The 13,664-nt window shown below is 48.6% G+C and carries 10 protein-coding genes; 8 read left to right on the forward strand and 2 right to left on the reverse strand.

Translation table 11 applies throughout. The features are described from left to right. Positions 1-21 precede the first annotated feature (21 nt). From BST96_RS12280 to BST96_RS12300, 5 genes are all read left to right on the forward strand, one after another. Positions 22-513 (forward strand): shikimate kinase, encoded by a 492-nt coding sequence (locus tag BST96_RS12280; protein WP_085758991.1) that lies wholly within the window; start codon positions 22-24, stop codon positions 511-513. A gap of 4 nt (positions 514-517) precedes the next feature. After that, positions 518-1,261: a 4'-phosphopantetheinyl transferase family protein gene (locus BST96_RS12285; protein ID WP_085758992.1), complete on the forward strand. Its 744-nt coding sequence runs from the start codon at positions 518-520 to the stop codon at positions 1,259-1,261. A 77-nt stretch (positions 1,262-1,338) separates the two neighbouring features. Further along, on the forward strand, positions 1,339-2,568 hold the full coding sequence (locus tag BST96_RS12290) for a hypothetical protein (RefSeq protein ID WP_085758993.1): 1,230 nt from the start codon (positions 1,339-1,341) through the stop codon (positions 2,566-2,568). Positions 2,569-2,970: 402 nt separating this feature from the next. Continuing rightward, positions 2,971-5,814: a TonB-dependent receptor domain-containing protein gene (locus BST96_RS12295; protein WP_085758994.1), complete on the forward strand. Its 2,844-nt coding sequence runs from the start codon at positions 2,971-2,973 to the stop codon at positions 5,812-5,814. A 39-nt stretch (positions 5,815-5,853) separates the two neighbouring features. Further along, positions 5,854-8,739: a hypothetical protein gene (locus tag BST96_RS12300; protein ID WP_085758995.1), complete on the forward strand. Its 2,886-nt coding sequence runs from the start codon at positions 5,854-5,856 to the stop codon at positions 8,737-8,739. 144 nt (positions 8,740-8,883) lie between these two features. Here BST96_RS12300 and BST96_RS12305 read toward each other — a convergent pair whose 3' ends face one another. Further along, on the reverse strand, positions 8,884-9,258 hold the full coding sequence (locus BST96_RS12305) for a hypothetical protein (protein ID WP_157117939.1): 375 nt from the start codon (positions 9,256-9,258) through the stop codon (positions 8,884-8,886). A gap of 305 nt (positions 9,259-9,563) precedes the next feature. Here BST96_RS12305 and BST96_RS12310 point away from each other — a divergent pair, with 305 nt between their 5' ends. Continuing rightward, positions 9,564-10,262 carry a DUF4126 domain-containing protein gene (locus BST96_RS12310; RefSeq protein WP_085758997.1) on the forward strand — a complete coding sequence of 233 codons (699 nt, stop codon included), beginning with the start codon at positions 9,564-9,566 and terminating at the stop codon, positions 10,260-10,262. A 9-nt stretch (positions 10,263-10,271) separates the two neighbouring features. Here BST96_RS12310 and BST96_RS12315 read toward each other — a convergent pair whose 3' ends face one another. After that, positions 10,272-11,240, reverse strand: coding sequence for a tRNA-dihydrouridine synthase (locus tag BST96_RS12315; protein WP_085758998.1), 969 nt, complete (start codon positions 11,238-11,240; stop codon positions 10,272-10,274). A gap of 286 nt (positions 11,241-11,526) precedes the next feature. On the opposite strand from BST96_RS12315, the gene BST96_RS12320 reads away from it, so the two are divergent. Both BST96_RS12320 and oadA read left to right on the forward strand, forming a co-directional pair. Then, entirely contained in the window at positions 11,527-11,826 is a 300-nt protein-coding gene (locus BST96_RS12320; RefSeq protein ID WP_338043276.1) for an OadG family protein, read from the forward strand. 39 nt (positions 11,827-11,865) lie between these two features. Continuing rightward, on the forward strand, positions 11,866-13,662 hold the full coding sequence (oadA, locus tag BST96_RS12325; protein WP_085758999.1) for a sodium-extruding oxaloacetate decarboxylase subunit alpha: 1,797 nt from the start codon (positions 11,866-11,868) through the stop codon (positions 13,660-13,662). The last annotated feature ends 2 nt before the right edge of the window (positions 13,663-13,664 follow it).

Below are 13,664 nucleotides of genomic sequence, written 5' to 3' on the forward strand. Positions count from 1 at the left end.
AGAGAGAAATAGAGGGGAATAATGAGTAGTATCAGCTTAATTGGTATGCCCGGAGCCGGTAAAAGTACCATTGGTGTGCAACTGGCCAAAGCTACCGCCAGGGATTTTATCGATACCGATTTATTAATCCAGTTGCGTGAGCAGAAGCCCTTGCAGCAGATTATGGATGAAACTGACTATCTCAATCTGCGCCGTATTGAGGCAGAGGTATTGGCTGATCTGGCCTATGATCATCATATTATTGCCACCGGTGGCAGTGCGGTTTATAGCGAGGCCGGTATGGCGGTGCTAAAACAGCTGGGGCCCGTGGTCTTTCTGGATGTGCCTTTACAAGAGCTAAGGGCCAGAATTAATAATTATGAAAACCGGGGGGTTGCTCGCCACCCTGAGCAAAGCTTTGCTGACTTATTTGCCGAGCGCAATGTTCTTTATCACCAATATGCCGACCATGTGATTCGTTGTGAGGGTAAAACCCAGCACGAGATCGTTACGCTTATTGCCGAGCTTGGATAGTACTTTGACACAGCCACTAACATTGCAGGATAACGAGGTTCATATTTGGCGGACGGACATTGCCCAGGTGCCCCGGACATTATTGCCACGCTATTACCAACTGATGTCGGCGCAGGAGCAGGTGCGTAATCAGCGCTATCGCACAGAGGCTCTGCGCGATGGCGATGCGATTACCCGAGCCTTGGCCAGAACCGTATTGTCACGTTATGCGGATATTCAACCAGCCCAGTGGTCCTTTACTAAAGGCAAGCACGGTAAGCCTGAAGTTAATAACCCGGGTATTGACCTGCGTTTTAATCTTAGCCATACCTCTCAGGTAGTGGCCTGTGTGGTGACACGCCAGCATGATATCGGTTTGGATATTGAGCATATTGAGCGTAACAATAATGTACTGGCAATTGCCGATCGCTATTTTTCCCCGTCGGAGTTGACAGACTTATTTTCACTACCTGCCGACCAGCAAAAAGATCGTTTTTTTGATTATTGGACCTTAAAAGAAGCCTATATGAAAGCAGATGGTCGCGGTATAAGTTTAGGCTTGGGGAATTTCAGTTTTACTATTTCCGATGCAGCAACAATTTCAGTCAGTTTTTCAGAAAAAATTAAGCAGGATGCTGCTGCCTGGCAGTTTCAGTTATTTCACCCGGATAACCGTCATCGTATGGCCGTGGCCATTAATACAAGCCCTGGCAATTCGGGGCAAATAGCAGTAAGCCATTTCGAAACCATTCCATTGCAAATGCCATAAAAATTACATAGAACCATCATGCCGCTGTCATGTTAGCTTTCTAAGGTGGGCCCTCAATAACTATTAGGGGCTTAACCATGAAAAATAAACTGATTTATCTCTGTTTGATCGCAGCAACGGCATCAAGTCATGCTTTAGCATCCAGCGTTGTACACGATGAAGACTCACTGCTTGCTGCCATTGAGTCAGCCAATAATAACCCTGCTATCAAACGTATTGTCTTTAAGCGCAATGCCACTATTAGCTTAACGGCACCCGTTATTTATAACGGTAAACAGCGCCTTAGCCTGCATGGCAATGGCGCCACTATTGATGGTAGTGGTGCTGGCTATTTTGTACTGGATGATGATCTTACTGCGGTGACCGAAGATGGTAGTTTGGTTTTTAATACCGCTGGTGATATCACTATTCGTCGTTTAACGGTTGCGAACAGTGCAACACGGGGCATCGTTGTTAATATTCCTGAAGATGCTAGCGGTGCTGATATTCGAGTAACACTGGATGGTGTAAAAGTAACTGACTCAGCACTGTTTGGCCTGCATATCGACGACAATAGCGATGCATTTGATGATGGCGATGCTGGTTCAGAGATCGGTATTGACTTGACTATTCGTCACTCTTCTTTTGTTGGTAATGGTACCGGTGCTATTGATTTTGATGGGGTACGTGTTGATGAACGCGGTGAAGGCGATATTAATGCCATGATTATTAATAGCCATATCGACGCCAATGGCGGTGATGGTATCGAGCTGGATGAAGCGGGTACAGGTGATGTCGACGCTACTATGATTCGCGTCACGATTAATGATAACGGTTTCTATAACGAAGAAGATCTTGATGACGGTTTTGATATTGATGAAGCCGGTGACGGTGATATCGATGTTAGCCTGTTTAATGTAAAAGCCAGCAATAACCAGGATGAAGGTCTTGATTTTGATGAGGCTGGCGACGGTGATATCCAGTTTAAAGGCCGTTATGTTAAAGCCAATAATAATACGGATGAAGGTATCAAGCTGGATGAAGAGGATGGCGGTAATATTACTGTCAAAATGTCAGCGGTCGAATCATCAGGCAATGGTGATGATGGTATGCAATTGACAGAGCTGGGCAGTGGTTTTATTGCAGCCAGATTGCACCGTGTTAGTGCAGTGGATAATGCCAAGTACGGTATCAAAATGGAACAGTGGGTTGAGGAAGATGAAGTAGCGACTGTTGAAACTGCTGGCATTCTTAAGGCTCGCAAGGTAAATACCGCGAATAATGGTAGTGGCGATGATATTGAACTAAATAATATTATCCAAAAATAAGCGGTAAATAATTTATTCTTCAAGGTATTTGTTCTCGAGTTAACCCCGCTAATAGCGGGTTTTTTTTATTCTTTTAATCGTTAGAAAAATAACCCCCCCCTTACTGTTACTGATTGAAGCTCTGCTACTAGCTTGTCATATCCCTGCAATAAAAACTTCATTTTCATGCCATCTCACTGAAATATTCCCTCGCTTTAATAACACCATAACGATTGTTCTTGCTGGAATCGAATAGCGATTTGTTCTGAGACAAGGCGAATGCATCCAGTTGGCAGGATGAAAAAAAATAACTGTCAGCATCGGTATCAGGGTTTTAAACGAAAAGGTTTGTCATTTATTGGTCATCATATTGTCATCAGGCAACTTGGTGATTAGCTAGCTTAAGCGTAAATAGGGGTTTTAATGAAAAAGTTGTTGTTCACCAGATTGGCCAGTATTGCGGTATTCACGGCCGGGATTACAGCCCATGCCGCCAACGAGTTGGCCATCCAGGCTAATATTTCTCAATCCGATCAGCGGGCCTATTCGATTCGGGTCGACGGTAACACGCAATCGCTGCCGGGCAATAGCGTGGTCACCTTTGATTTGAGTGAAGGTAGTCACAACGTGCAGTTGTTGGCAGAGGGTGATGAAGTACATGCCTTTACATTTAACAGCAAACAGAATCAATTGACGGATATTGTTATCGAAGTCAACGCTGATGGTGCCACTGAGACTATCCGCTCTTTGCCGGCCAGTGATATGGATAACAGTATCATTAATGCGGGGACTCTGGTTCGCGGTAAGGCCGAGCCTGCAGCTGCCCGTGCCAGCAACGCAAATATTGAAGAAGTAACGGTGGTGGCCAAGGTTTCCGTGTCATCACTGGAGGAGACCGAGCGTTACTCCTCCAATGTGATCGACACCATGGGTGAAGAAGAAATGGAGCGCTCCGGTGATACCAATGTGGCACTGGCGATGTCGCGGATTGTGGGTGTCACTATTCAAGAAGGAAAATATGCCAACGTTCGAGGTCTGGATGGCCGCTATATCTCCAGTACTTTAAATGGCTTGTTAATGCCAAGTACGGATCCCATGCGCCGTGATGTGCAATTGGATTTATTCCCGGCAAATATTATCGGTGCTATCGAAATTCAAAAATCCTACTCAGCAGATCTGTTAGGCAGCACTACCGGCGGCAGTGTCAAAATGAAAACCAAAGGTTTGCCCGATGAAAAAACCACCGAGATTGCCCTCGGTATGGGCTATAACTTCGACGTTACCGGCGATGATATTCTTAGCTACCGTGGCAGTGATGGTGACTGGGCAGGTTATGACAGTGGCTTGCGTGATATCCCCAGCAATGTGGTTAATGCGACGGATGGTGGTCGTTCACTAACGATCTGCGATCCCTCCGTTGACCCGGTGCGCTGTACTGCGCCACTGACAGCCGCCTCATACGGTGTGCAATTCCAGGATGACTATAACCTCAGTCAGAAAACAGCCCATCCGGATGTGGCGGCTTCCATTTCCCATGGCAATATCGTCGAGCATAGCTTCGGTGAAATCGGTTACTACGGTACGGTGGGTTACAAATACACTACCAAGGATCGCTTGGATGCCGAGTTAAATGACCCCTCAGCCACCGTAGGTGAATATGCCCGCAGTACCCAGAACACCAACGTTAATGCCTATTTTATTACCGGCTATCAATTTGATGGTGGCGATGAAATTTTAAGTAAAACCATTTACCTGCATAACACCGACGATATTGCTCGCCGTGAAGTTGGTACCGACAACGAAGACAACGGCATTGAGCGCGTGGTACTGGAATGGGTAGAGCGTGAGTTTATTGCCCAACACTTTAGCGGCGACCATGCGTTTGCGGTGGGTGACCAGGATCATATTCTCGATTGGAATGCCGGCTACTCGGTCACGGACCGCTACGAGCCCGACCGTCGCACTTATTCTTACCTTAATGGTGTGCTGGCAACATCGGCCTTTGAGCGCCGTTGGTCAGAGCTGGACGAAGACAGTGTGGATTTATCGGTTGATTATAAAATCCCCTTTACCATTGGCGATGATGTTTATGCAGAATTCAAGATTGGCGCACTGTATTCCGATCGCTCCCGTGAAGTGGAATTAATCCGCTTTGGTGTGCAGCGCGGTGATAATGCCGATGAGATTTCTTTTGCCGATACCGAAAACCTCGAAGACGTGCTGTCTTACTACAACTATGTGTTAGATCGGGTAAGGCTGGGTACCAATACCACCGATACCGATTCCTACGATGCGGATGAAGATGTTAATGCCGCCTATGCCTCGGCACTGTTTGAGTTTGGTGAAGACCTGACAGTATTAGCCGGTGTACGCCAGGAAGAGTTTACCCAGGACTTGACCTATCCCAATGAAGATACCGCTTCCAACTCCCTGGAATCGGATGAGACCCTGCCGTCACTGGCGCTTACTTACCGCTTCGACAGCCAGTTCCAGTTGCGCGCTGGCTACAGTAATACCGTCTCTTACCCCGGTATTATCGAGCGTTCTGAATCACTGTCTTATGACCCGGATACCGATGACCCGATCTTTGGTAATCCTGATTTGGAAGTCAGCACCATCGATAATTTCGATCTGCGTTTAGAGTATTACATCACTGACCTCGAAACGATTTCGCTGGCCCTGTTCTACAAGGATATTGATAGCCCGATTGAGCGCGCTGTACCAGACGCCTCCGGTTCAGCGGCTGACGGTATCACTTACCGCAATGCAGAGTCTGCGGAACTGGAAGGGGTAGAGCTGGATTTTACCAAGTACCTGATTGATACCGGTGACACACTGGCTTTTATTTCTGGCAACGTCTCTTATATCGATTCAGAAGTGGAGTTAGATGAGGATTCGATTCGCCTTGAAGGTGAAGACTCCATTGGTCGCGAACTGCAAGGCCAGTCGCCCTGGTTGGCCAATTTACAGTTCGGTTTTGATGACTATCAGGATCAACAAAAATTTACCTTGCTGGTTAATTTCTTTGACGATCGTATTTACCGGGTAACACGCGGCGGCAATAACGGACCCGAATATGAAAAAGGGCGAGTCTCGGTAGATTTTACTTATGAGAAAACCTTTGAGCGTCTGGAAGACAGTGTGGTGCTGAAACTAAAACTTAAAAATATTCTGGATGAAGAATTTGAAAAAGAAAGAAATGGGCAGGTGATTGAGTCTTATACCGAAGGTACATCTTTATCACTGGGTTTAAGTTACGAATTTTAATAACTGATTAAATTGATAAACAAAACTAGGAAGAAAACTATGTTACAGAAAAAACTGTTTTTAGCGATAGCAGTTGCCAGCGTAACCCTGTTAACAGGTTGTAGCGACGGTGACGAAGGGGACGATGTCAGTATTGTCATCGAAAGTGAAGGGGGTGTCGACGGTGTGGGTGGTGATGAACCAGCAGATCCCGGCTTAAGTGGTGATTGTGCCAGCTTGACGGCAGCCTCTTTTGTAAGCTGTGATGCCAATACCGGTAACGCCACTTTATCCGGCACGATTGATCAGGATTACACCCTGACCAGTGACCGTGAATGGCGCCTTGATGGAACGGTTTCTGTCGGTAGCGGCAATGTCACTGTTGCTGATGCTACCGCGGTACAGGCTATTAAAGATGCCGGTGTTACCTTAACGATTGAGCCGGGCACCAATGTTCGTGCGTTTGATACCGGTTCATTGTTAGTGACCCGCGGTTCAATGCTGCTTGCCGACGGCACAGCCTCAGCCCCCATCACTTTCAGCAGCGTTGCCGATTCAGACTTTGACGGTTACGGCGAGTGGGGTGGCGTGATTATCCAGGGCTTCGCTCCGCAATATGGCCAGGGTGGCACCGGCGCCTGTTTTGGTGCTGGCGAGGTCTGTAATATCGAAGGCGAAGGCGGTACTGAAGTGTCGGTTTATGGCGGTAATGAAGCCGATGATAATAGCGGTATTATCCGTTATGTACGTATTGCCGAGGGCGGCCTGATCGCTGGCCCTGACAATGAAATCAACGGCCTAACACTACAGGGCGTAGGTCACGGTACCGTGATTGAATATGTCCAGGTGCACAATAATCTGGACGATGGTGTTGAATGGTTTGGTGGTACGGTTAATGCCAGATATCTGGTATTGACCGGCAACGACGATGACGACATTGATTTTGATGAAGGCTATCAGGGCAATATCCAGTACGCCATTATCCAGAAAGACCCTAACAAAGACACGCCTACGGGTAGCAACGATCCTCGTGGTATTGAAGCCAACTCCAGCGATGGCGACTATACGCCGGAAACTGAAGCGGTGCTGGCCAATATTACCGTTGTCGGTAGTGCGGTGAATAATGACCCTGACTCCAGCAAAGGCGAGCAGCCCGGTATGCGTTTACGCGGTGCTTTAACGGTCAGTATCTATAACAGCTCAGTGGATGGTTTTGATACCGGCTGTATTCGTATCGACGATGCCGATACCGATGAAAATGCAGCCACGGGTGATGCCGATGGTCTGGAAGCTTTTTCCAATGTCACTCTGGTTAATGTGATTGGTGATTGTGAAGACGGCTTCTATGATAAGCGCGCTGCTGACACAGAAAGCAATATTGCTTCAACCGGCTTAAGCTACAGTTCTAGCTATGCTATCAATGAAGCGGCGGCTCAATTAAGCGAAGCGCCTGCCATTAATGCCGTCAATAATGGTTCAGGTTTTGCCTTTGACCAAACTGACTATGTGGGTGCGGTTGATCCCAATGCCTCCAGTGCCTGGTGGTTGGGCTGGATTATCGAAGGTTCATTAGTGGATGCGGCAATGCCTGCAGCAGCCGACTTTGTGAGCTGCGATAACAGCACTAACATCTGTACAGTCACCGGTACTATCGATGAAGACTATCGCTTTATCAACGGCTACGAATGGCGTTTGGATGGTGAAGTGTTAGTGGGCACCGGTAATATCGCTATCGCCTCACAGGCAGAGAAAGATGCGGTGATTGCTAACGGTGTTACCTTGACGATTGAGCCTGGCGTTGAAGTTCGCGCGTTTGATGACGGTTCATTGCTGGTGACTCGCGGTTCCAAACTGATTGCCGACGGTACGGCAGCAAGCCCAATTACTTTTAGCAGTGTCTCTGATGAAGATTACGACGGTGAAGGTGAATGGGGCGGTGTGATCGTTCAGGGCTTTGCACCCCAGTATGGAGCCGGTGGTACCGGTGCCTGTTTTGGTGCCGGTGAAACCTGGTGTAACGTTGAAGGCGAAGGCGGTACGGTTGTAGGTCGTTTCGGCGGCAGCGATGCTGACGACAACAGCGGTATTATTCGCTATGTGCGTATTGCTGAAGGCGGCCTGGTGGCCGGTCCTAACAACGAAATCAACGGTCTTACCTTACAAGGTGTTGGTCACGGTACTGTAGTCGAGTATGTCCATGTTCATAATAATCTGGACGATGGTGTTGAGTGGTTCGGCGGTACCGTTAATGCTCGTTACCTAGTGTTGACCAATAACGATGATGACGATATCGATTACGATGAAGGCTATCAGGGTAATATCCAATACGCCATTATTCGTAAAAACCCAAGCAAGTCTTCACCAACTGGCAGCAATGACCCCCGCGGTATCGAAGCTAACTCCAGTGATGCTGACTTTGTTCCAGAAACTGAGGCCGTATTGGCGAATATTCTGGTACTGGGCAGCGACGTTAACAACGATGCCACATCCTCCAAAGGTGAGCAGCCCGGTATGCGTCTGCGCGGTGCCTTAACCACATCGATTTACAATACAGCGGTGAAAGATTTTGATACCGGCTGTATTCGTATCGATGATGCCGATACCGACGACAATGCAGCCACCGGCGATGCCGATGGTCTTGAAGCCTTCTCCACTGTCACCCTGGTTAATGTGATTGGCGATTGTGAAGATGGTTTCTACGACAAGCGTATGGCAGATACCGAAACCGGTACGATTGGCGATACCAGCTTTACGGTAGGTATTGATTCTGCCTACGCCATCGGCGGTAGTGTGGGTGAGCTAAGCTCGGCACCAACCATTACGGCAGTCGATAACGGTTCAGGCTTTAGCTTTGAAGAAACTGACTTTATCGGTGCGGTTGAACCCGGTACTGAAGAAGCCGATGCCTGGTGGTCCGGCTGGATTATTGAAGGAGCGTTAGACTAAGCCATTGATGGCATCTTGCTGAGGTATCCCCAACCTCACTAAAGGCCGCACCCTCCCAAGTGCGGCCTTTTTTTTATGGAGGGCAGATAAAAAAATACCCGGCACTGGCCGGGTATTTTTTTGTTGCTAAGGTAAAGCGCGTGATTAAATAAAAGCACCCACCAACTGCCAGGAGGTTTTGCCATCCTGGGTTTTAATATAGTGGTATTGCACCACAGAGCCCTCAGAAAGGTTTTCAATCAATGAGCCTTTGGGTTGTTTAAACTCCAGAGTGCCATCAATAATACAGCGGGACTCTGGTTTATAAGGCTGCGCCTTATAAAAGTCTATCCGCACAATATTGCTGCCATCACTGGCTTTATCGGCAACCACTTTACCTTCCAGTAAACAATCCTGGAAAATAGTGCTGTGTTCGGTGGCTTGCAAAGCCGGGTTCAATGAGACTAGCCCGGCAAATATGCCAGCCATGGCCAGCGACTTGGTGGCCGGCATTTTTTGCAAAAAAAATCGAGATGTCATACTTATTTTCATAAAGGACGCCCTAAAGGTTTAATACTATCAATGTGATGGAATACTCAGGCGTGAGCGTTGTTTTATCATTATAAAATGCTGAATACCCACTGCAGAATAATACTAGGTGAGACCTCTGGCTATGACTAGAGCTGCTCCTTTAAACATTGATGAATTTTTTATGACAAGCCCCTGGCATGGCTGGTCTGGGGCGCAGGATATTGGCTGTTAACAGGGGGTTGCCTTAAATTCAGTGAGTATTGGGCAAAGACTTGTTAGGATAAAGCTTCCAATGCTCGCAATGGAGGTCAATCGTGGAAACCTATGAGACGTTATTAGCAACTCTGGCATTAACCATGGGGGCATCCTGGGCCAGTGGTATTAACCTTTATGCAGCCTTATTGGTGCTGGGTATAGGCGGAGCTACCGGCAATATCACCCTGCCTGCCGAGTTACATATTTTGCAGGACCCTATGGTTATCGGGGCCGCGGGTGTGATGTATGCAGTAGAGTTTTTTGCCGATAAAACGCCCGGTGTGGATACCGGCTGGGATACGATACATACCTTTGTCAGGATACCGGCCGGCGCCCTGTTAGCGGCGGGAGCGGTAGGGGATGTCAGCCCGGCCATGGAAATAGCCGCAGGTATTATGGGCGGTGGCCTGGCAGCCACGTCGCATTTCACCAAGGCAGGCTCGCGGCTACTAATTAATACTTCACCGGAGCCGGTCAGTAACTGGGCGGCCTCTTTTACCGAAGATATTTTGGTGATTGGCGGTTTATGGGCGGCCTTAAATCATCCGGTCCTGTTTTTGATCTTGCTGGCTGTTTTTATCGCCATGGTGATTTGGCTGTTACCAAAAATTTGGCAACTGGTAAAAATGCTGGCGCAAAAAGTGGGGCAGTTTTTAGGTTGGGTAGAAAAACCGGTGGAGCAAACTCCGCCCGGCCAAGATATTTTTTCTGGTAAGGCTTTAGGGGCGGGGCTGGCTAGTAAGGGCGAGCAAAAATAACCGGGGTCATTAGATGGCCTTGCTATATTCGGTTTTATGTAAGGCTATTGCGGCCGCAATATCTTCAGGCCACTTTAAGCGTTTAACCTGCTCAAATAATACTGCGGCCTGTGGGTATTGGCGGCGCAAATAGCCCAGCCATTGTTTCACTCGATTACCCACATATTTGCGTTCATACATCGCTTCGGTCACTACGCAAAACTGCACCAGCAACTCAACGACCATCAGCCAATCCATAACCCTAACGTGTTGCTCTAGTTGCGTGGCATTAATTTGCCGGGCTAAATCCGGACAGGCGAGAATACCCCGGCCCAGCATAATATCCTGGCAGCCACTTTCTTTAATACACTGGTGATAATCCGCCACTGACCAGATTTCACCGTTGGCAATAATGGGAATAGGGCTATTGGCATAGATATCAGCAATGGCATCCCAATAGGCCGGGGGTTTATAGCCATCCTCTTTGGTGCGGGCATGAATCGTCAGCTCACTGGCATTGGCGGCAAAAATCGCCTGAGTTACGTCTTCTAATAAGCTGCGGTCATTAAAGCCCAGGCGAATTTTAACGGTGACCGGGGTTGATGCCGGTACTGCTTTTCTAACGGCATCCACAATCGCAAAGACCCGGTCGGGTTCTTGCAATAAGACCGAGCCACCATCGCTGCGATTAACCTGTTTGGCGGGGCAGCCAAAATTGATATCAATACCCGGTGCCCCCAGTTGCGCCGCTCGCTCAGCGTTGATGGCCATAGGCTCAGGCTGGCCACCTAACAGCTGCACATAAACCGGCACCCCCGATGGGGTTAGCCCCTGTTTATGTAATTCCGGGCATAGGCGATAAAACGTCTTCGGCGGCAGCAGCGTCGTGGTCACCCGCACAAACTCAGTGACGCAGCGGTCAATGCCGCCAACCTGAGTCAACATGGTGCGCATAGTGTGGTCCACTACGCCTTCCATGGGGGCTAAAAAAATTCGCATATTAACGGGGTCTCATTAAGGTTGGCGCAGGATTATACGTCGCTGGGCTTATTTGGCGAGTGCCTGGTAAATTTACTACAACATGAGCAATAGCAAAAAGCTGGCAAAAAGCCCTAGCCGTGGCGCAAAAATGGCCATAATAGCCCTATCCTCTGGTGTGGGATTATAGCGTGCTATAGCCGCATAACTTACTGATTATAAAGGCTTTGTAGTTTTATTACTTTTGCATATACAGAGCGCTGCTTATTGCCTAACCGCGGGATAACCTGTAAATTAGCCGTCCATTTTGGCCGCCTTTGCCGGTGGTGTTGACCTTTTTTACTCATTATTGGTGGATCGAACCATGCAGGACCTGCTGTTACAACAAGGTGTTGAGTTAATGCTTTATGGTATGGGGACGGTATTTACCTTTCTGGTGCTATTGATTGTGGCCACGACGCTTATGTCTGCGGTGTTGCAGCGTTTTGTTACGCCCGAGCCAGCGCCAGCAGTTGCTACTAAGCCAGTGGCTCCCGCGGCCAATGATGAACAGTTAGTTGCGGTCATTAGCGCAGCTATCCATAAGTACCGCTCTAAAAATAAGTGAACGTATTAAACAACAACCCCCACATTAAGGTTATTGGCAATGAGTGACAATAAAAAACCCTTGGGCATTACTGATGTAGTGCTGCGTGATGCGCATCAATCCCTGTTTGCAACCCGTCTGCGTTTGGATGATATGTTGCCTATTGCTGAGAAACTGGATCAGGTCGGTTTCTGGTCGCTGGAATCCTGGGGTGGCGCTACCTTTGATGCCTGTATTCGTTACTTGGGCGAAGACCCTTGGGAGCGTATCCGTGAACTGAAAAAAGCGATGCCCAATACGCCCCAGCAAATGCTCTTTCGCGGCCAGAATATTTTAGGTTACCGCCATTATGCGGATGATGTGGTCGAGCGTTTTGTGGAACGCGCTGCGGTCAATGGGGTGGATGTTTTCCGCGTCTTTGATGCGATGAATGACCCTCGCAATTTGGAAACCGCTATCAAGGCTGTGCGTAAAGTGGGCAAACATGCTCAGGGTACTATCTCCTATACCTTAAGCCCGGTTCACGATATTGATTTATGGGTTAATTTATCCAGGCAGATTGAATCTATGGGGGCGGACTCTATTGCCATTAAAGATATGGCCGGACTGTTAAAGCCCTATGTCGCCTATGAACTGGTTAGCCGCCTGAAAAAAGAATTGAGTATCCCGGTGCATATGCAATGTCACGCTACCACCGGTTTATCCACCGCAACTGCGCTTAAAGCAATTGAGGCGGGTATTGATAATGTCGATACCTCTATCTCATCGATGAGTATGACTTACGGCCATTCACCGACCGAATCCGTTGTGGCGATGCTGGAAGGCACCGACCGTGATACCGGTTTGGATATTACCCTGCTGGAAGAAATTGCCGCCTACTTCCGTGACGTGCGGAAAAAATATGCCAGGTTTGAAGGTTCCCTGCGCGGTGTAGACTCTCGTATCTTAGTGGCGCAGGTGCCCGGTGGCATGCTGACCAATATGGAAAGCCAGCTAAAAGATCAGGGTGCTGCCGATAAGCTGGATGAGGTATTGGCTGAGATTCCTAAAGTGCGTAAAGATCTGGGTTATATCGCTCTGGTAACACCCACCTCACAAATCGTCGGTACTCAAGCGGTGATGAACGTGATGTTTGGTGAGCGCTATAAGTCCATCTCCAAAGAAACCGCCGGTGTATTAAAAGGCGAATATGGCTCGACCCCGGCGCCGGTTAACGCCGAATTACAAGCCCGTGTACTAGATGGTGCTGAAGCCATTAGCTGCCGCCCGGCGGATTTAATTGCAGCCGAGGTCGATAAGCTAACCGGTGACTTGCAGTCCATTGCCAAAGAAAAGGGCATTAAGCTGGCCAGCGGTGATAATGAAATTGATGATGTACTGACCTATGCCCTGTTCCCTGAAATTGGCCTTAAGTTTTTAGAAAACCGCGGCAACCCCGATGCCTTTGAGCCGGTGCCAACCGGTGAAGAACTCGCTCCTGCTTCGGCACCGGCTGCGGCAGGTGAAGCTGAAGTTTATACCGTCGCCGTTGGTGGTCAGAGTTATGTGGTACAGGTGGCTGAAGGTGGAGATATTTCCAATATCGCGCCAGTGGCTGCTGCCGCTCCCGCTGCTCCTGCCGCAGCACCTGTTGCTGCGGGCTCTGGTGAGCCGGTTATTGCTCCTCTGGCCGGGAATATCTTTAAGGTCAATGTCAGCGCCGGTGACCATGTACAGCAGGGTGATGTGATTATTATTCTGGAAGCGATGAAGATGGAGACCGAAGTCCGCGCCGCAACATCTGGCACCGTTGCCAGTGTGAGTGTCAAAGAGGGAGACTCTGTCTCCGTTGGCGATGTTTTGTTGAATATCGCGTAACG

This window comes from Oceanicoccus sagamiensis (assembly GCF_002117105.1).
In the GTDB taxonomy this organism is placed as follows: Bacteria; Pseudomonadota; Gammaproteobacteria; order Pseudomonadales; family Dasaniaceae; genus Oceanicoccus; species Oceanicoccus sagamiensis.